Below are 18,224 nucleotides of genomic sequence, written 5' to 3' on the forward strand. Positions count from 1 at the left end.
GGCTGTCGATCCGCGCGGTCGACGACGGGCCGGACGGTTTCGACCTGTTTGCCGCGCAGGCTGCCGCCGCTGCGTATGCGCACGGTGCGGCCGGCGGGCCGGGCACGCGCGTGCCCGGCGCCGACGACGAGGTGCCGCAGTGAGCATGACGTCCCGCAAGCGCGCGGCCGCGCTCGTCTACGACGCGAAAGGCGGCGATGCGGCGCCGCGCGTGGTCGCGAAGGGCTACGGCGTGCTCGCCGAGATGATCGTCGCGCGCGCGCACGATGCGGGGCTGTACGTGCATACCGCGCCGGAGATGGTGTCGCTGCTGATGCAGGTCGACCTCGACGACCGGATTCCACCGCAGCTCTACCAGGCCGTCGCGGATCTGCTCGCGTGGCTGTACGCGCTCGACAGCACCGAGCCCGCGCCGGACGACGCCGCGCCGCGCTTTCCGTTGCCACCGCTGCGCTGAACGGCGCGGCGGCGCGCGGCTTCTGGCGAAACGCTGTCTCGGCCTGGCAAGCTCATTCGGCCGGCATTTGTCGTTTATCGATCGCCATTGTGATCCAACGTGCGCGCTTCGTCCGCATTCCCTCGCGCATCGAGCCCGCTGCTGCGTATCCGGACGAGCCGGACGGATTGAGCCGGAATTCGATTTATGTAATGATATCCATTCTCATTTTCATGTTGACCGGGCGGCGCGCATTCTCTGCGCACCGCCCGTTGTTTTGAACGAATGGATACTTTCGCGTGAACGCGCCCGAAACGATCGACTCTCCCAAGGCGGGGATGCCGCGCGCGGGCGTCACCGTGCTGCACCCGGCGGCCCGCCCGCTGACCGACGACGAACTGGCCGCGCGCCGCCAGCGCTCGCGCCGCGCGACCTTCATCAAGTGGCTGCGCAAGGTGCACGGCTGGGTCGGGCTGTGGGGTGCGGTGCTCGGGCTGCTGTTCGGCGTGACGGGCGTGGTGCTGAACCACCGCGCGCCGCCGCTGAAGATTTCGACCGGCGAGCCGCAGGTCGAGCAGATGCAGATCGCGCTGCCCGATCCGGTGCCGAAGACGCCCGCCGCGATGACGACATGGCTGCAGCAGGAACTGCACTTCGACGGCCGGCCCGGCCGCATCCGCAAGGAGCCCGCGCAGGCCGTCGCATGGGGCGATCAGCGTGTGATGCAGCCCGAGCACTGGCAGTTCGGCCTGTTCGGCCCGCACCGGAACCTGCAGGCCGAATACTGGGTCGGCAACGGCTATGTGTCGGTGAAGCGCACGGACAACACGTTCCTGACGACGCTGAACAACCTGCATCGCGGCGTCGGGATGAACCTCGGCTGGGTGCTGCTGATGGACACGATCGCGGGCTCGCTGATCCTGCTGTCGTTGACGGGTGTGCTGCTGTGGACCGAGCTGAACAAGCGCCGCACGGTCGGCGTCGTGCTGGTGGTCGGTTCGGTCGCCGCGGCGCTCGCCGCCGGCCTGACCTGATCGGCGCTCGCGCCGGCCTGCCGCCGCGAGCCGCTTCGTCCGCTTCGTCCGCTTCGTCCGCGCATCCGGCACGGCCGAAGCGATTGGCCGGCCTGGCTCAGAAGCCGCAGGCCGCGCCGCTGTTCGCCGCGATTTCTCGCGCGGCCTTTGCGCCCTCGACCTGCAGGATCGTCGGCAGCGACACGTTGTTCTTCGCGGCGGTGATCTCGGCGAGGATCGAGATCGCGATCTCCGGCGGCGTCCGGCTGCCGATGTAGATGCCGGCCGGCCCGTGCAGCCGGCCCAGTTCCGCTTCGTTCAGGTCGAACTCGCGCAGCCGCTCGCGCCGCGCCGCGTTGTTGCGCCGCGAGCCGAGCGCGCCGACGTAGAACGCGGGGGTCTTCAGCGCCTCCATCAGCGCGAGATCGTCGAGCTTCGGATCGTGCGTGAGCGCGATCACGGCCGAACGCGCATCGAGCTTCATGTCGAGCACCGTATCGTCGGGCATCGTGCGCACGACACGCGTGCCCGGCACGTCCCACGCGTCCGTGTATTCCTCGCGCGGATCGCACACCGTCACCTGGTAGTCGAGCCCGACCGCGATCTGGCATAGATAGCGCGACAACTGGCCGGCGCCGATCACGAGCATCCGGTAGCGCGGCCCGTGGATCGTCACGAGCCGCTCGCCGTCGAACGCGAGCCCGTCGGTCGCCTGCGCGGGCGACAGCGACGCGCGGCCGGTCGCGAGCGTCATCGTGCGCGTGACGAGGCGGCCGGCCTCGACTTCCGCGCACAGCGCGGAAATCCCGCTGTCGCGCGTGAGCGGCTCCAGCACGAGCTGGATCGTGCCGCCGCACGGCAGCCCGAAGCGGTGCGCTTCCTCGGCCGTCACGCCGTACTTGAGCGCTTCCGGGCGCGCGTCGGCCGCGATCCCGCTTGCGTGCACACGGGCGATCAGGTCGTCCTCGATGCAGCCGCCGGACACGGAGCCGACCACGAGCCCGTCCTCGCGCACCGCGAGCATCGCGCCTTCGGGGCGCGGCGACGAGCCCCACGTCTTCACGACCGTCACGAGCAGTACGCGGCGCCCTTCTTCGAGCCAGCGCGCGCTGGATTTCAGCACATCGAGATCGACGCTTTCCATCATCTGTTTCCTGTTGCTGGGCGGCCCGCCGGTCCGGGCCGTCGTTCGATGGCGGGATTATGAACCGCCCGGCGCACGCGTGCAGGCAGCGTGCAATTCGTGCGCGCAAATCCGGAGGATCGGGCAAGAGATCGCGACGATCGGACAGCGATCGAGCGCGGGAACGGTGCGGCGGCGCGTGTCCTGCTGCGGGGCAGGTGCGCTGGTGGCCGATTCGGGTGGGGAGGCGGTTGCCGCACGGGGCCGGTTACGGCCCGGTGCGGTGTCGCGGCGCTGCGCGCGGCGTGCGCGGCGGCGGCGGAGGTCAGTGCGTGTCGTGGTGACCGTGCGCGAGCTTCGAGTGGTGGCGCGAGTACAGGAAGTAGATCACGAGGCCGATCACGAGCCAGATGCCGAACGCGGCCCACGTGACGGGCTGCAGGTTCAGCATCAGGAACAGGCACGACGCGACCGCGAGGATCGGCACCACGGGCACGCCCGGGCAGCGGAATGCGCGCGGCAGGTCGGGGTGCGTGCGGCGCAGCACGAGCACCGCGATCGACACCATCGAGAACGCCGCGAGCGTGCCGATGTTGATCAGCTCGGCGAGCACGTTGAGCGGCACGAGCGCGGCGATCAGCCCGAAGAACAGGCCGACGAGCCAGGTCGTCAGGAACGGCGTCGCGTAGCGCGGATGCACGCGCGACAGCGTGGCCGGCAGCAGCCCGTCGCGCGACATCGCGAAGATCACGCGGGTCTGGCCGTAGCTCATCACGAGGATCACGGTCAGCATGCCGAGCACGGCGCCGAGATCGATGAAGCCCGCGACCCAGTTCTCGCCGGCGGCCTGCAGCGCGTACGAGATCGGATGCGAGATGTTCGCGTATTGGGCCGACGGCACGATGCCGGTCGCGACCGCGGCGACCGTCACGTACAGCACCGCGCACACCGCGAGCGACGCGATGATGCCGATCGGCAGGTCGCGTTTCGGATTCTTCACTTCCTCGGCCGCCGACGACACCGCGTCGAAGCCGATGAACGCGAAGAACATCACGGCCGCCGCACCGAACACGCCGTTCCAGCCGTGCGGCATGAACGGCTTCCAGTTCGCGGGTGTCACGTGGAACACGCCGACCGCGATCACGAGCAGCACGACCGACACCTTGATGAACACCATGATGTTGTTGATGCGGGTCGACTCGCGGATGCCGATCGACAGCAGCGTCGTGATCACGAGCATCACGAGGAACGCGGGCAGGTTGAACCACGTGACGACGCCCGGCACCGCGCCGGGTGCCGCCGTCAGCACGGCCGGCAGCGACAGCCCGAAGCCCTGCAGCAGCGACTGCAGGTAGCCCGACCAGCCGACCGACACGGCCGATGCCGCGAGGCCGTACTCGAGCATCAGGTCCCAGCCGATGATCCATGCGGCGAGCTCGCCGAGCGTCGCGTACGAATACGTGTAGATCGAGCCGGCGACGGGGATCGTCGACGCGAATTCCGCGTACGACAGCGCCGCGAGGCCGCATGCGATCGCGGCGATCACGAACGACAGCATCAGTGCGGGGCCGGCCTGCACGGCGCCGGTGCCGGTCAGCACGAAGATGCCGGTGCCGATGATCGCGCCGATGCCGAGGAAGGTGAGGTCGATCGCGCCGAGCGCTTTCTTGAGCCCGGCGGCGTGCGCGCCGGCGATCATGCGATCGACGTTTTTCTTGCGGAAGAGGGACATTGCGGATGAATTGCCAGTGCGCGCGAGCGCGGCGGCGCTGACTGAGTGAAAACCCGCAATTTTAGCCGATTTGGCGAACAAGACCTGCTGCGGCGCAGCGGCGCTTTGCGGAATCGTCCGATAAAACAAGCGCTTGCGCGCGAAAATGGGCGGCGGTCGAGCGCGCCGCGGCGTGCGCCGCGCCGTTGAATCGTACAAATCTGATGTATCGGGCGGATCGGGGCGAGTCAGGCGGATCAGGCGCCGGCCGTGGGCGACATGTCGACGAGCCGGTTGCTCATCACGTAGAACGTGAGCTCGGCGTTGTTCGACAGCCGCATCTTCTCGAGCAGCCGCGACCGGTACACGCTCACCGTCTTCACGGACAGCGACAGCGTGTTTGCGATGTCGGTGAGCCGCTTGCCCGACGCGAGCATGCAGAGCGTCTGGTATTCGCGGTCGGACAGCTTCTCGTGCGGCAGCGGCTCGTTCTCGAACGACACGTATTCGGCGAGCGCCTCGGCCATCGCGGGGCTCACGTATTTGCGGCCGGCCGCGACCTGCTGGATCGCGCCGATCATCTGCGCGGCGTTGACCGTCTTCGACAGGTAGCCGGCGGCGCCGGCCTTCAGCGCGCGCACCGCGTACTGGTCCTCGCGGTACATCGAGAACATCAGCACGGGCGTGCGCGACAGCTTGCGCTTGAGGCGCTTGAGCACCTCGATGCCGTTCGTGTCCGGCAGCGAGATGTCGAGCAGGATCACGTCGAATTCCTGCCGGTCGACGGCAGCCATCGCGTCGCCGCCGGTCTCGGCCTCGGTGACGTCGCGCGCGATGCCGCGGTCGATCAGCAATTGGCGGATCCCTTGCCGGACGATCGCGTGATCGTCCACGAGCAGGATGTTCAGGCTCATGCCGACCTCACGAAAGCGACGCGCGGCGTGCCGCGGCGGGCATCGCGAGCAGCGAATGCCACGCGAAGCGCGCGGTGACGCGCGTGCCGTGGCCGGTTTCCGGCGTGGCCGTCTCGAAGCTGCCGCCGAATGCTTCGCAGCGTGCGCGCATGCCGGCGAGGCCGTAGCCGGTGCGGCGGCTACGGGCAAAACCTCTCCCATCGTCGGCGACAATCAGTGACAGATGCGTGCCGTCGGTGACGATCCGCACGTCGATCGACGACGCGCGGGCATGTTTCGCGACGTTCGACAGCGCTTCCTGCGCGACGCGGAACACCGCGAGCGCGCTGGCGCCGGCGATCTGCGTCAGGCGCGCGTCGGCCGCGCACACGAAGCTGGTGCGCAGGCCCGTGCGCGTCGCATGGCTGTCGACCCACGACGACAGCGCGCCGACCATGCCCGCGTCGAGCGCCGGCGTATCGCGCTCGTCGATCAGCCGGCGATTCGCGTCGGTCGCGGCGTCGAGCGCCTGCTGGGCCAGCTCCAGCGCGCGCAGGCAGCCGTCCGGCGCATCGGCCGGCAGCCACGTTTGAACGTTTGCGAGCGCGAAACGCGCGGCGGTGAGTTCGGCGCCGAGCCCGTCGTGCAGCTCGCCGGCCAGGTGGCGGCGCGCGGCTTCGTCGGCGGCAAGCAGTTGGGCGGACAGCGCGGCGATGCGCGCAGCGCAGGCGTCGCGTGTCGACGCGGCTTCGGCAATGGGCGGAGTAGCGGCGCAGCCATGCACGAGCTGCCGCGACGGGAACGGGGCGTGGGCGCCCGAGGGCGCGTTAAGCAACGTATCCATGACTCTCCCTGCTGTCAGAAAGCGGTTCAGGCACCGGCTGGCTGCGTGGAAGGGCTGCCGTTTCGATGACGGTCGCCGCCAGGGAATCGTCCCATGCCGAGGTAACAAAAGTTACGTTTTGTAACACTTGCATCCGACCCTTCAACACGTATCCGAATGGCATCCACGCGCGCCGAATAATATCTCAAAAATTCCGAAAAGGTCATGTCGGGCGGACATTTAAGGGTAAATGTGAACAATCCGGATGAAGCTGTTGTAGGAAAAACACTGACACCCAAGCACCGGACGATGACGTATCGAAATGTAACTATTTGAGATGAGATGGTCCCAGTTTGTTACGAATTCGCCAAGTGCGGACGAAAAAAAACCGGAGCTTTCACTCCGGTTCTTGATAGCGCGCAAATTTCGGGGGCGGATCAGTCGACGAATGCGCGCTCGATCACGTAGTGGCCCGGCGCGCTGTTCTTGCCTTCGACGAGGCCGGCCTGCTTCAGCAGGTCGGTCGTGTCCTTCAGCATCGCGGTGCTGCCGCACAGCATCACGCGGTCGTTTTCCGGCGAGAACGGCGGGACGTCGAGATCGGTGAACAGCTTGCCCGTCGCGATCAGGTCGGTGATCCGGCCTTCGTTGTCGAACGCTTCGCGCGTGACCGTCGGGTAGTAGACGAGCTTTTCCTTGATGATGTCGCCCAGGTACTCGTGGCCCGGCAGGTCGTGCTTGATGTAGTCCATGTACGCGAGCTCGCCCTTCAGGCGGCACGTGTGCGTGAGGATCACCTTGTCGAAGCGGTCGTAGATGTCCGGATCGCGGATGATCGACATGAACGGCGCGAGGCCCGTGCCCGTCGACAGCATCCACAGCGTCTTGCCCGGCAGCAGGTTGTCGGCGACCAGCGTGCCCGTCGGCTTCTTGCCGATCAGCACGGTATCGCCCACCTTCAGGTGCTGCAGGCGCGACGTCAGCGGGCCGTTCTGCACCTTGATGCTGAAGAATTCGAGGTGCTCTTCGTAGTTCGGGCTGACGATCGAGTAGGCGCGCGCGAGCGGCTTGCCGTCGACCTCGAGGCCGACCATCGTGAATTCGCCGTTGTTGAAGCGCAGGCTCGCCTCACGGGTGCAGGTGAAGCTGAAAAGCGTGTCGGTCCAGTGGTGGACGGATTGGACGGTGGCGGTGTCGTATTTGCTCATGGCTTTGAAAACGGACGCGCGTGGCGAACGCGTGTAACGGGCCCAAAAACGGGCAAAAAAAACCGAGTGCGACGGCCCGATCGCGGATCGGCCGGCCGGCGCGTCGGACACGCGCCCTCTCGATGACAGACGATTGACGAACTGGTTATTTTACCCTGTTGGCGCTGATCGCGGGCTTGACCCGCGTGGCCGCGCGGATTTGGCGCAACGAATGCTTTCGATAAACTTTCATCGATCGGCCGCGAGTTTCGCGCCGAGGCCGACGGGCGCGACGCCGCACGGCGCGTCGAGCGGGCGCCGCACGCGCCGGTAGCCGCGCTTGCCGCGGATCGTGATTGCGTCGTTATTGCGGATCGAGGCGCAGGCGCGCGATGTACGGCAGGTGGTCCGACAGCCACGCGGCCTCGCCGGACGGCGCGCGCCATTCGAGCGGCGTCAGGCCGCGCACGAACATCTTGTCGAGCGCGAGCGCCGGCGAGAACGCGGGGAACGTGCGCCCCGATTCGCCGAGCAGCGTCGCGACCTCGGACATGCCGATCTCGCCGAACAGCGCGACCGAATCGTTGCGCCAGTCGTTGAAGTCGCCGGCGAGCATCAGCGGGCCGTCGCCCGCGTTGCGCACGATCCAGTGCGCGATCCAGTGCATCTGGCGCAGCCGCGCGGCGCGCGTGAGCGCGAGGTGCGCGCACAGCAGCGTGACCGGGCGCGCGCCCGCGAGCGTCGCGCGCGCGACGAGCAGCCCGCGCCGTTCGAAGCGGTGCGCGGAGATGTCCCAGCGGCCGCCGAGATCGAGCGGATGCGGCGACAGGATCGCGTTGCCGTGCCGCCACGACGGCTTGAACACGTTCGGCCCGAGCGCGATCTGCCAGTCGAGCGCATGCGCGATCTCGGTGGCCTGGCAGTGCCATACGTCGTCGACCGCGTCGTCCATCGGCGCGCCGAAGCCGGGCGCGAGCACGGGGCGCGGCATGCGGCGCGCCATCGCTTCCTGCAGGAAATACACGTCGGCGTGCGTCGACTGCATCCAGTTGCGCATCGCGTTCCATGCGGTGAAGCCGAGCGGCGAGCGGCCCTTGTGCAGGTTCCAGCTGACCGCGGTGATTTCGTCGGGGGCGGCGTGCGGTTCGGCGAACGGCAGGGACAGGGCGTCTGCGGACATGACGCTCAGTCCTTCGCGACGTGCGCGCGCACGCGGTACACGAGGTGCGGGTGCTGCTCGACGAGCGTCCAGTCGGTCCACGCGTCGCTGCCGACCGACAGGCCGGGGTGGCTCGCGACGATCTGCCGCGGCGACGCGGGCACGCACGGATCGCCGCGCGTCGCGTTTTCGTCGTCGAGCGTTTCCTGCACGTCGAGCGCGAGCGACACCGTATTCGCGCTGGCGTCGACGGTGAGCGGCGCGACCGTCACCGAGCGCGAGCGCTCGGTCGGCACGACGCGCGCGGCATTGCCGCAGCCGACCGGCACGGCGGACGGATAACGATGGGTATCGGTGCGGGTCTGACCCACGGTGGTGCGCTGCTGGAACGTGTCGATCGTCTGACCGTCGCGCACCACCTGGATCTCCCACGCGACGGAGGCCGGTGCGGGGCTCTGCGCATGGGCGGCGAGCGCGATGCTCGCGAGCAGGACGGCCAGGCCGTGTTTCAGCATGAAACGTCTCCGGAAACGCGGAATAGCGGGGAATGGACGCACATCTTACGCCCGATCGATTTCGATCGTGATGTGACAGGACGCGCCGCGGCAGGTTCGCTGCGCGATACCGTCCTGTCCGAAAGGTAGGTGCGCGTCACGCGTTTTCAAGCGAAAAAGCGCGCGAATTCGGCGACGGGCGCGCGTTCGGTGACGAGGCGGTTCTCGATCGCGTCGGGGTCCGCGTGGCCGAGCGACATGCCGCAGACGAATTGTTCGTTGGCGGGAATGCCGAGGTGTTCGGCGACGATCCGGTGAAACGGCACGAACGCGGCCTGCGGACAGGTATCGAGCCCGCGTGCGCGCGCGGCCGTCATCACGCCCTGCAGGAACATCCCGCAATCGAGCCACGCACCGTGCGTCATCACGCGATCGAGCGTGAAGAACAGCGCAACGGGCGCATCGAAGAAACGGAAATTGCGCGCGTGCTGCGCGTGCATGCGCGCCTTCTCGTCGCGGCCGATGTTCAACAGCCCGTACAGGTCCCAGCCGACCTTGCGGCGCCGGTCGAGATACGGCGATACCCATTCGCGCGGGTAGTAGTCGTACTCGGCCACATATTTCTCGTCGCGCGCGGGATCGTCGTGGGCCGCGGTCAGCGCGGCGGCGAGCGCATCGCGCGTGGCGCCCGTCGCGACGTACACGCGCCACGGCTGGATGTTGGTGCCCGACGGCGCGCGGCTCGCTGCTTCGAGGATCGCCTCGAGCGTGTCGCGCGGCACGGGCGTCGGCAGGAACGCGCGGATCGCGCGGCGCGACGTGAGCGCCGCGTCGACGGCGCCGATCGCATCGGCATCGACGCGCGGGGAAGCAGTGGGGACGGACATCGGCATACCTTCGGGACGGGGCGCGACGCGCCGCGTAGGCGCCGTCGGCGAAGCCTTGGGGCGGGTGGGTGAACCGACGATCATACGCCGCGCCGCGCAGCCGTGCAGCGCACGCCGGGTGTTAGCAGCAGACTCGCACGGCTGCTTGCTTGCGCGCGGATACGGGCCCGCTACACTGAAATCGTAAGGGTCTGATGGTGGTGTGACAGCAAGCGGCAGCGAGGTTGGTATGACGACGGCGATGGTGAAACAGGAACTGGCGGTGGCGTCCTTCAGCACGGTGTACGACCTCGAGCAGGTCGAGACGGCGCTGAGCGACCTGAACGAGAGCGCGAGCGATGCATTGCGCGCCACCTACGAAAGGATGCTCAAGACGGGGAATCTGCGCTTTTGCGTGAAGCCGAACCGGATGCCGTCGTTCGACGCGCTCGGCGATGCACTGCCCAATTTCGTCGAACCGCTCGACGACGTGCGCAAGCAGGTCGCGCTGTGTCTCGAAACGGACGACCGGCTCGAACTGATGCCGATCCTGCTGCTCGGGCCGCCCGGCATCGGCAAGACGCATTTCGCGAAGGCGCTCGCGCAACTGCTCGGCACCGCATACCACTACGTGCCGATGAGTTCGCTGACGGCCGGCTGGATCCTGTCGGGTGCGTCGTCGCAATGGAAGAACGCGAAACCCGGCAAGGTGTTCGACGCGCTCGTGAACGGCAGCTATGCGAACCCGGTGATCGCGGTCGACGAGATCGACAAGGCCGGCAGCGATGCGCAATACGATCCGCTCGGCGCGCTGTATGCGTTGCTCGAGCACGACACGGCGCGCGCGTTCGTCGACGAATTCGCGGAAGTGCCGATCGATGCGGGCAACGTGATCTGGGTCGCGACCGCGAACGAAGCGCAGGCGATCCCGGAGCCGCTGCTCAACCGGATGAACGTGTACGAGATCGCGCCGCCCGATGCGGCCGGTGCGCGCCGGATCGCGCAGACGATCTACGACGAGATCCGCACGTCGCACGCGTGGGGGCGGCGCTTCCCCGACACGCTCGGCGACGACGCGCTCGACGTGCTGGCCGCGACGCCGCCGCGCACGATGCGCCGCGCGCTGCTGCATGCATTCGGCGCCGCGCGGCTCGACGGTCGCGACGCGATCGCGCCGCACGACATCCGCGCGGACGAGGGTGCCGCGAAGCGCAGGCCGATCGGCTTCTGAACCGGCGGCGCGCGCACGGCCGAGGGGTGCGCGCCGCGTCGTGCGCAGTGTCGTCGCGACGCGGCACACATGCTTTCGGCAGGCTTGCGAACCGGGACGTACAATTCTCTTCTCTCCCCTCGACGCGTTAGCGGCGCGAAACGTCATGGAGCAGATGGATTGTGTTGTGATCGGCGCGGGCGTCATCGGCCTTGCGATTGCACGCGAACTGGCCGCGCGCGGGCGGGAAACGCTCGTGCTCGAGGCGGCCGATGCGATCGGCACGGGCACGAGCTCGCGCAACAGCGAAGTGATCCACGCGGGGCTCTACTATCCGCGCGGTTCGCTGAAGGCGATGTCGTGCGTGCGCGGTCGCGATCTGTTGTACGAATTCTGCGACACGCATCACGTGCCGCACCGGCGCACGGGCAAGCTACTGGTTGCGACGAGCGCCACGCAGGTGAAGCAGTTGAAGGCGATCGCCGCGCGCGCGGCCGAAAACGGCGTGCTCGACCTGCTGCCGCTCACGCGCGTCGAGGCGCAGACGCTCGAGCCCGCGCTCGAATGCGCCGCGGCGCTGTTCTCGCCATCCACCGGCATCGTCGACAGCCACCAGTTGATGCTCGCGCTGCTCGGCGATGCGGAGCGCGACGGCGCCGTGTGCGCGTTGAATTCCCCGGTCGAGTCGATCGACGTGCTGCGCGGCGGGCGCTTCGTCGTGCGCACGGGCGGCGATGCGCCGACCGAAATCGAGGCCGCCTGCGTGATCAACAGCGCGGGCCTCGGTGCGCAGGCGCTGGCGCGCCGCACGCGCGGCCTCGACCCGCGCTGGGTGCCGCAGCTCTATCTCGCGCGCGGCAATTATTTCAGCCTGTCGGGCCGCGCGCCGTTCTCGCATCTCGTCTACCCGATGCCCGACCGCGCGGGGCTCGGCGTGCACCTGACGCTCGACCTCGCCGGGCAGGCGCGCTTCGGCCCGGACGTCGAATGGTGCGATTCGCTGCGCTACGAAGTCGATCCGGCGCGCGCGGGCGCGTTCTACGCGTCGATCCGCGCGTACTGGCCGGATCTTCCCGACGGCGCGCTGCAGCCTGCGTACGCGGGCATCCGGCCGAAGGTCTCGGGGCCCGGCGAGCCGCCGGCCGATTTCATCGTGCAGGGCGCCGCGCAGCATGGCGTGCGCGGGCTCGTGAACCTGTTCGGCATCGAGTCGCCGGGGCTCACCGCGTCGCTCGCACTCGCGCAGCGTGTCGGCGACATGGCCGCTTACGGTTGACGCGAGCGCGCACGCGCGGGCCGTGTGAAATCCCTTATCTCCGGCATTTCGGCGCGCACATTTATTCGCTTGGCAGTTATTCTGTCGAACGGCTGTCGCCAGAACAGCTTTCAAACCGATAACGTTGGAGCGAGTCCCCCATGAAAACATCCCGTCGGAGTTTCCTGATTTCGAGCGTTGGCGTCGTGTCCGCGCTGGCGCTGTCGCGTGAAGCGCTGGCCGATGCGCCGATGCTGTCGGAAACCGATCCGACCGCGGTGGCGCTCGGCTACAAGGCCGATGCCACGAAGGTCGACAAGACGAAGTACCCGAAATACGCAGCGGGCCAGGATTGCGCGGCCTGCATGCTGTACCAGGGCAAGAAGGGTTCCGCTTCGGGCCCGTGCGGCGCCTTCCCCGGCAAGCAGGTGTCGGCGAAGGGCTGGTGCAGCGCATTCTCGAAGATGGGTTGAGGCCCGTGCGGCATCGTGCGATGCCGCAATGTGGCGAAAACCGCAAAACGCCCGCCGTCGAAAGACGGCGGGCGTTTTTATTGCTTGAAAACGGTTCCGTCGCTTTCTACACTCGCTGCAAACCAGCGCGGCGCGGCACACCACGCGCCGCGCCGCCCGACATGGCGAATTCACGAGGATGAGGCACGCATGGCGACGATTGCGAATTCAACGAAGACGATCAGGCCCGAGCGTGCGCTGAACCGGCGCGCGGTCGTGGCCGCCGTGATCGGCAATGCGCTCGAGTGGTACGACTTCACGGTGTTCGGCTTCATGACGGTCGTGATCGCCGAGCTGTTCTTCCCGACCTCCAGCGAATACTCGTCGCTGCTCCTGACCACCGCGACGTTCGGCGTCGCGTTCTTCATGCGCCCGATCGGCGGCATCGTGTTCGGGCTGTACGCGGACCGAGCCGGCCGCAAGGCCGCGCTGTCGCTCGTGATCCTGCTGATGACGGCCGGCATCTTCCTGCTCGCGATCGCGCCGCCCTATGCGGCGATCGGCATCGGCGGCCCGCTCCTGATCGTGCTCGGCCGCCTGCTGCAGGGCTTCTCCGCCGGCGGCGAATTCGGCAGCGCGACGGCGCTGCTGATCGAGGCCGCGCCGTTCTCGAAACGCGGTTTCTACGGCAGCTGGCAGATGGCGAGCCAGGCGGCCGCGCTGCTGATCGGCGCGCTCGTCGGCGCGGCCATCACGCGCGGGCTGTCGCACGACGCGCTGCGCAGCTGGGGCTGGCGCGTGCCGTTCATCCTCGGGCTCGTGATCGGCCCGATCGGCTTCTATATCCGCCGCCATCTCGCCGATTCCGAAGCGTTCCTGCATGCGCAGCAGAGCGCGCGCCGCGCGACGCTCGGCGAAGTGTTCACGCGCCACCCGCGCGAGGTGCTGTGCGGGCTCGGCTCGGTGATCGCGCTGACGGTGACGATCTACGTGCTGATCAGCTATCTGCCGACCTTCGCGGTGAAGCAGCTGAAGCTGCCGTACTCGGAATCGTTCTACGCGGTGATCGTCGGCAACCTGCTGCTGATGGTGCTGTCGCCGGTCGCGGGCGCGTGGTCGGACCGCATCGGCCGCAAGGGGCTGTCGCTGTGGTCGCTCGTGCTGACGCTCGTGCTGATGTATCCGCTGTTCGCGTGGCTCGACGCGGCGCCGAGCATCGGGCGGCTGATCGCGGTGCAGGCCGTGCTGTCGGTGACGCTCGCCGGCTATTACGGGCCGTTCGGCGCGATGATCGCCGAGCTGTTCCCGGCCAACGTGCGCTCGACCGGGCTGTCGATCGCGTACAACGTCGCGGTGATGCTGTTCGGCGGCTTCGGGCAGTTCATCGTCACGTGGCTGATCAAGGTCACGGGTTCGCCGCTGGCGCCGACCTACTATGTGATGGCCGGGCTCGCGCTGTCGATCGTCGCGGTCGCGTTCGTGCCCGCGCGCAGCGCCGATCTCGACGCGCCGGCATGACAGCATGACAGTGCGAAGACTGTCATCGAATCGTTTCGCAAAACGCAATGATGTGCGGCCAATCGCGGGAAACGGCGCGCCGGCCCTTCGCGTTCGCACCCGAATTGTTTAGTTGTCGAACGAAACATGCGCGGGATGCACGGAACTGTCGTTCGCGCGCGTTTTCGCATTTTTTACCCACACTAAACATTGGCACAAACCCGGCGGGGCATATAGAAGAGTTTTTTCTCCAGCTTGTTGCCACATCGTTAGCTCAAGTAATATCCGCGTACGCCGGACCCTGGCGGGGCCGGTTCCGATCTGGAGACCTGGAGGAAACATGGAATACAACCGTCTGTTGCACACCCTGCGTGTTACCGCCATTGCAGGCGTGGCAGCGGCATCGCTCGGCGTCGCGGGTTCTGCATTCGCACAGATCCCGAACAAAACGCTCGTCTACTGCTCAGAAGGCAGCCCGGCGGGTTTCGATTCCGCGCAATTTACGACCGGCGTCGATTTCACCGCTGCCACGTTTACCGTTTACAACCGTCTCGTCGAATTCGAGCGCGGTGGCACGAAGGTCGAACCGGGCCTCGCCGAGAAGTGGGACGTGTCGTCCGACGGCAAGGTGTACACGTTCCACCTGCGCCACGGCGTGAAGTTCCACACGACCGACTTCTTCAAGCCGACGCGCGAATTCAACGCGGACGACGTCGTGTTCTCGTTCGAGCGCATGCTCGATCCGAACCAGGCGTTCCGCAAGGCCTACCCGGTGTCGTTCCCGTACTTCACCGACATGGGCCTCGACAAGCTGATCACGAAGGTCGAGAAGGTCGATCCGTACACCGTGAAGTTCACGCTGGCCGAGCCGAACGCGCCGTTCATCCAGAACATGGCGATGGAATTCGCGTCGATCCTGTCGGCCGAATACGGCGACCAGCTGATGAAGGCCGGCAAGGCCGCCGACATCAACCAGAAGCCGGTCGGCACGGGCCCGTTCATCTTCCGCAGCTATACGAAGGATGCGACGATCCGCTTCGACGGCAATCCTGATTACTGGAAGAAGGGCGAAGTGAAGCTGTCGAAGCTGATCTTCTCGATCACGCCGGATCCGGGCGTGCGCGTGCAGAAGATCAAGCGCAACGAATGCCAGGTGATGAGCTATCCGCGCCCGGCCGACATCGCGACGCTGAAGGCCGATTCGAACGTCGACATGCCGTCGCAGGCGGGCTTCAACCTCGGCTACCTCGCGTACAACGTCGAGCACAAGCCGGTCGACAAGCTCGAAGTGCGTCAGGCGCTCGACATGGCGATCAACAAGAAGGCGATTCTCGAATCCGTCTACCAGGGTGCGGGCCAGGCGGCCGGCGCGCCGATGCCGCCGACCCAATGGTCGTACGACAAGAACCTGAAGATGGCCGGGTACGACACCGCGAAGGCGAAGGCGCTGCTCGCGAAGGCCGGTTATGCGAACGGTTTCGAGATCACGCTGTGGGCGATGCCCGTGCAGCGCGCGTACAACCCGAACGCCCGCCTGATGGCCGAGATGATCCAGGCCGACTGGGCGAAGATCGGCGTGAAGGCGAAGATCGTCACGTACGAGTGGGGCGAGTACATCAAGCGTGCGCACACGGGTGAGCAGGACACGATGCTGATCGGCTGGACGGGCGACAACGGCGATCCGGACAACTGGCTCGGCACGCTGCTCGGCTGCGAGGCGATCAAGGGCAACAACTTCTCGCACTGGTGCTACAAGCCGTTCGACGAACTGGTCCAGAAGGGCCGCACGACGACGGGCCAGGACGCGCGTACGAAGCTCTACACGCAGGCTCAGCAGATCTTCGCGCAACAGCTGCCGTTCTCGCCGATCGCGAATTCGACGGTCTACCAGCCGGTGCGCAAGAACGTGGTCGACATGCGCATCGAGCCGCTGGGCTATGCGCGTTTCGACGGTGTCAGCGTGAAGTAACCGGCCTGACCTAAGCTGTCGTCATTGAGAAGACCGGCTTGAAATCATCCGGCGGCGAGGGGCCAAAAGCCCCTCGTCGCCGGTCGCACATTTCCCACAAGAAAATACGAGACGCATCATGTTCACATTCGTGTTGCGCCGCGTGGGCATGGTGATCCCGACTTTCATCGGCATCACCATCCTGGCGTTTGCGCTGATTCACCTGATACCGGGCGACCCCATCGAAGTGATGATGGGCGAGCGCGGCGTCGATCCCGCCATGCATGCGGAGGCGATGAAACGCCTCGGGCTCGACCAGCCGCTGCCCATGCAGTACATCCACTACATCGGCCGTGCGCTGCATGGCGACCTCGGCACGTCGATCATCACCAACACGAGCGTCGCGGGTGAGTTTTTCGCGCGCTTCCCGGCGACCGTCGAACTGTCGCTGTGCGCGCTCGTGTTTGCGCTCGCGGTCGGGCTGCCGGCCGGCGTGATCGCCGCGCTGCGGCGCGGTTCGGTCGTCGACCATGGCGTGATGGGCACCGCGCTCACCGGCTATTCGATGCCGATCTTCTGGTGGGGGCTGATCCTCATCATGGTGTTTTCGTCGTATCTCGGCTGGACGCCCGTGTCGGGGCGCATCGCCGTCGAATACGACTTCCCGCACCCGACGGGCTTCATGCTGATCGACGCGCTGCTCGCGCCGGACGAAGGCTCGTTCAAGTCGGCGGTCAGCCACCTGATCCTGCCCGCGATCGTGCTCGGCACGATCCCGCTCGCGGTGATCGCACGGATGACGCGCTCGTCGATGCTCGAAGTGCTGCGCGAGGACTACATCCGCACCGCACGCGCGAAGGGGCTGTCGCCCGCGCGCGTGGTCGTCGTGCACGCGCTGCGCAACGCGCTGATCCCGGTCGTCACCGTGATCGGCCTGCAGATCGGCACGCTGCTCGCGGGCGCCGTGCTGACCGAGACGCTCTTTTCGTGGCCCGGTGTCGGCAAGTGGCTGATCGATGCGATCGGCCGCCGCGACTATCCGGTCGTCCAGGGCGGCATCCTGCTGATCGCGACGCTCGTGATCGTCGTGAACCTGGTCGTCGACCTGCTGTACGGCGTGCTGAATCCGCGCATCCGCCACACGAGGTAATTCCATGAGCAATCTGCAAAACACCCTGCCGAGCGAATCCGCGCCGGCCGGCGGCCGTGCGCTCGCGCTGCGCGAGTTCTGGGCCAACTTCTCGCGTAACCGCGGCGCCGTCGGCGCCGGCATCGTCGTGATCACGCTGATCCTGGTCGCGCTGCTCGCGCCGCTGATCGCGCCGCACAGCCCGGTCGAGCAATACCGCGACTACGTGAAGATCCCGCCCGCGTGGCTCGACGGCGGCAACTGGAAATTCATCCTCGGCACCGACGAAGCGGGCCGCGACATTCTTTCGCGCCTGATGTTCGGCGCGCGGATGTCGTTCTGGATCGGCTTCGTGTCGGTCGTGCTCGCGCTGATCCCCGGCATCGTGCTCGGGCTTGTCGCCGCGTTCTTCCAGAAGTGGGCCGACACGCCCGTGATGCGCATCATGGACGTGCTGCTCGCGCTGCCGTCGCTGCTGCTCGCGGTCGCGGTCGTCGCGATCATCGGCCCGGGCCTCACCAACACGATGTTCGCGATCGCGATCGTCGCGCTGCCGGCCTACGTGCGCCTCACGCGCGCGTCGGCGCTCGGCGAGCTGCAGAAGGAATACGTGACGGCGTCGCGCGTGGCCGGTGCCGGCACGCTGCGCCTGATGTTCTCGCAGGTGCTGCCCAACTGCACGGCGCCGCTGATCGTGCAGGCGACGCTCGGCTTCTCGTCGGCGATCCTCGACGCGGCCGCGCTCGGCTTCCTCGGCCTCGGCGTGCAACCGCCGACCGCCGAGTGGGGCGCGATGCTCGCATCCGCGCGCGACTACATCGACAACGCGTGGTGGATCGTGACGATGCCCGGCCTGTCGATCCTGATTTCGGTGCTCGCGATCAACCTGCTCGGCGACGGGCTGCGCGACGCGCTCGATCCCAAACTGAAACGGATGGCCTGAGATGAAACAACCCCCACGCTCACTTTGTTCGCTCGGGGGGGCGAAGCCCCCCCGTCTTCATCGGGCACATTCTTTGAAGCACCTG

At 67.1% G+C, this 18,224-nt stretch carries 17 protein-coding genes and 1 pseudogene; 9 read left to right on the forward strand and 9 right to left on the reverse strand.

Annotated features, from left to right (window positions below; all coding sequences use genetic code 11):
* Nucleotides 1-139 precede the first annotated feature (139 nt).
* Both GD429_RS34855 and GD429_RS34860 read left to right on the forward strand, forming a co-directional pair.
* Nucleotides 140-457: an EscU/YscU/HrcU family type III secretion system export apparatus switch protein gene (locus tag GD429_RS34855; protein WP_321575095.1), complete on the forward strand. Its 318-nt coding sequence runs from the start codon at nt 140-142 to the stop codon at nt 455-457.
* 278 nt (nt 458-735) lie between these two features.
* Nucleotides 736-1,470, forward strand: coding sequence for a PepSY-associated TM helix domain-containing protein (locus GD429_RS34860; protein WP_258280888.1), 735 nt, complete (start codon nt 736-738; stop codon nt 1,468-1,470).
* 97 nt (nt 1,471-1,567) lie between these two features.
* On the opposite strand, the gene GD429_RS34865 is transcribed toward GD429_RS34860, so the two are convergent.
* From GD429_RS34865 to GD429_RS34905, 9 genes and pseudogenes are all read right to left on the reverse strand, one after another.
* Entirely contained in the window at nt 1,568-2,593 is a 1,026-nt protein-coding gene (locus GD429_RS34865; RefSeq protein ID WP_152864165.1) for an XdhC family protein, read from the reverse strand.
* Between the two features lie 304 nt (nt 2,594-2,897).
* Nucleotides 2,898-4,304, reverse strand: a complete 1,407-nt coding sequence (locus GD429_RS34870) for an amino acid permease (protein ID WP_152864067.1) — start codon at nt 4,302-4,304, stop codon at nt 2,898-2,900.
* A gap of 236 nt (nt 4,305-4,540) precedes the next feature.
* Nucleotides 4,541-5,197 carry a response regulator transcription factor RqpR gene (gene rqpR, locus GD429_RS34875; protein WP_152864069.1) on the reverse strand — a complete coding sequence of 219 codons (657 nt, stop codon included), beginning with the start codon at nt 5,195-5,197 and terminating at the stop codon, nt 4,541-4,543.
* A 7-nt stretch (nt 5,198-5,204) separates the two neighbouring features.
* The gene (rqpS, locus tag GD429_RS34880; protein WP_152864071.1) at nt 5,205-6,020 is read right to left on the reverse strand and encodes a quorum system sensor histidine kinase RqpS; all 816 of its coding nucleotides are present in this window, start codon (nt 6,018-6,020) and stop codon (nt 5,205-5,207) included.
* A gap of 416 nt (nt 6,021-6,436) precedes the next feature.
* Nucleotides 6,437-7,207 carry a ferredoxin--NADP reductase gene (locus GD429_RS34885; RefSeq protein WP_034179295.1) on the reverse strand — a complete coding sequence of 257 codons (771 nt, stop codon included), beginning with the start codon at nt 7,205-7,207 and terminating at the stop codon, nt 6,437-6,439.
* 228 nt (nt 7,208-7,435) lie between these two features.
* Nucleotides 7,436-7,534: pseudogene (locus tag GD429_RS42180) on the reverse strand (LysE family translocator); the annotation flags it as partial.
* 16 nt (nt 7,535-7,550) lie between these two features.
* Complete coding sequence (locus GD429_RS34895; protein ID WP_152864073.1) at nt 7,551-8,366, reverse strand: endonuclease/exonuclease/phosphatase family protein; 816 nt, start codon at nt 8,364-8,366, stop codon at nt 7,551-7,553.
* A 5-nt stretch (nt 8,367-8,371) separates the two neighbouring features.
* Nucleotides 8,372-8,860 carry a hypothetical protein gene (locus GD429_RS34900; protein ID WP_152864075.1) on the reverse strand — a complete coding sequence of 163 codons (489 nt, stop codon included), beginning with the start codon at nt 8,858-8,860 and terminating at the stop codon, nt 8,372-8,374.
* A gap of 146 nt (nt 8,861-9,006) precedes the next feature.
* Nucleotides 9,007-9,726, reverse strand: coding sequence for a nitroreductase (locus GD429_RS34905; RefSeq protein WP_152864077.1), 720 nt, complete (start codon nt 9,724-9,726; stop codon nt 9,007-9,009).
* Nucleotides 9,727-9,955: 229 nt separating this feature from the next.
* On the opposite strand from GD429_RS34905, the gene GD429_RS34910 reads away from it, so the two are divergent.
* The 7 genes from GD429_RS34910 to GD429_RS34940 all read left to right on the forward strand — a co-directional run bounded on the left by GD429_RS34910 (nt 9,956) and on the right by GD429_RS34940 (nt 18,139).
* Nucleotides 9,956-10,936, forward strand: coding sequence for an AAA family ATPase (locus tag GD429_RS34910; protein WP_152864079.1), 981 nt, complete (start codon nt 9,956-9,958; stop codon nt 10,934-10,936).
* 145 nt (nt 10,937-11,081) lie between these two features.
* Nucleotides 11,082-12,191, forward strand: a complete 1,110-nt coding sequence (locus GD429_RS34915; protein WP_152864081.1) for an NAD(P)/FAD-dependent oxidoreductase — start codon at nt 11,082-11,084, stop codon at nt 12,189-12,191.
* Nucleotides 12,192-12,331: 140 nt separating this feature from the next.
* The gene (locus tag GD429_RS34920) at nt 12,332-12,643 is read left to right on the forward strand and encodes a high-potential iron-sulfur protein (protein WP_014895772.1); all 312 of its coding nucleotides are present in this window, start codon (nt 12,332-12,334) and stop codon (nt 12,641-12,643) included.
* A 189-nt stretch (nt 12,644-12,832) separates the two neighbouring features.
* Nucleotides 12,833-14,140, forward strand: a complete 1,308-nt coding sequence (locus GD429_RS34925) for an MFS transporter (RefSeq protein WP_152864083.1) — start codon at nt 12,833-12,835, stop codon at nt 14,138-14,140.
* 319 nt (nt 14,141-14,459) lie between these two features.
* Entirely contained in the window at nt 14,460-16,088 is a 1,629-nt protein-coding gene (locus tag GD429_RS34930) for an ABC transporter substrate-binding protein (RefSeq protein ID WP_152864085.1), read from the forward strand.
* 118 nt (nt 16,089-16,206) lie between these two features.
* Nucleotides 16,207-17,217 (forward strand): ABC transporter permease subunit, encoded by a 1,011-nt coding sequence (locus GD429_RS34935; protein ID WP_014895775.1) that lies wholly within the window; start codon nt 16,207-16,209, stop codon nt 17,215-17,217.
* Between the two features lie 4 nt (nt 17,218-17,221).
* A complete protein-coding gene (locus GD429_RS34940) occupies nt 17,222-18,139 on the forward strand; it encodes an ABC transporter permease subunit (RefSeq protein WP_152864087.1) in 918 nt (305 codons plus the stop codon).
* Nucleotides 18,140-18,224 lie beyond the last annotated feature (85 nt).

The sequence above is a fragment of the Burkholderia sp. BE17 genome, assembly GCF_009362305.1.
GTDB lineage: Bacteria > Pseudomonadota > Gammaproteobacteria > Burkholderiales > Burkholderiaceae > Burkholderia > Burkholderia pyrrocinia_C.

Bases quoted from the DNA above. Each gene is read 5' to 3' on its own strand.
- GD429_RS34885 (WP_034179295.1), bottom strand. From the start codon at position 7,207: ATGAGCAAATACGACACCGCCACCGTCCAATCCGTCCACCACTGGACC.
- GD429_RS34925 (WP_152864083.1), top strand. From the start codon at position 12,833: ATGGCGACGATTGCGAATTCAACGAAGACGATCAGGCCCGAGCGTGCG.
- GD429_RS34870 (WP_152864067.1), bottom strand. From the start codon at position 4,304: ATGTCCCTCTTCCGCAAGAAAAACGTCGATCGCATGATCGCCGGCGCG.
- GD429_RS34905 (WP_152864077.1), bottom strand. From the start codon at position 9,726: ATGTCCGTCCCCACTGCTTCCCCGCGCGTCGATGCCGATGCGATCGGC.
- GD429_RS34895 (WP_152864073.1), bottom strand. From the start codon at position 8,366: ATGTCCGCAGACGCCCTGTCCCTGCCGTTCGCCGAACCGCACGCCGCC.
- rqpS (WP_152864071.1), bottom strand. From the start codon at position 6,020: ATGGATACGTTGCTTAACGCGCCCTCGGGCGCCCACGCCCCGTTCCCG.
- GD429_RS34900 (WP_152864075.1), bottom strand. From the start codon at position 8,860: ATGCTGAAACACGGCCTGGCCGTCCTGCTCGCGAGCATCGCGCTCGCC.
- GD429_RS34865 (WP_152864165.1), bottom strand. From the start codon at position 2,593: ATGGAAAGCGTCGATCTCGATGTGCTGAAATCCAGCGCGCGCTGGCTC.
- rqpR (WP_152864069.1), bottom strand. From the start codon at position 5,197: ATGAGCCTGAACATCCTGCTCGTGGACGATCACGCGATCGTCCGGCAA.
- GD429_RS34930 (WP_152864085.1), top strand. From the start codon at position 14,460: ATGGAATACAACCGTCTGTTGCACACCCTGCGTGTTACCGCCATTGCA.
- GD429_RS34920 (WP_014895772.1), top strand. From the start codon at position 12,332: ATGAAAACATCCCGTCGGAGTTTCCTGATTTCGAGCGTTGGCGTCGTG.
- GD429_RS34915 (WP_152864081.1), top strand. From the start codon at position 11,082: ATGGAGCAGATGGATTGTGTTGTGATCGGCGCGGGCGTCATCGGCCTT.
- GD429_RS34940 (WP_152864087.1), top strand. From the start codon at position 17,222: ATGAGCAATCTGCAAAACACCCTGCCGAGCGAATCCGCGCCGGCCGGC.
- GD429_RS34910 (WP_152864079.1), top strand. From the start codon at position 9,956: ATGACGACGGCGATGGTGAAACAGGAACTGGCGGTGGCGTCCTTCAGC.
- GD429_RS34935 (WP_014895775.1), top strand. From the start codon at position 16,207: ATGTTCACATTCGTGTTGCGCCGCGTGGGCATGGTGATCCCGACTTTC.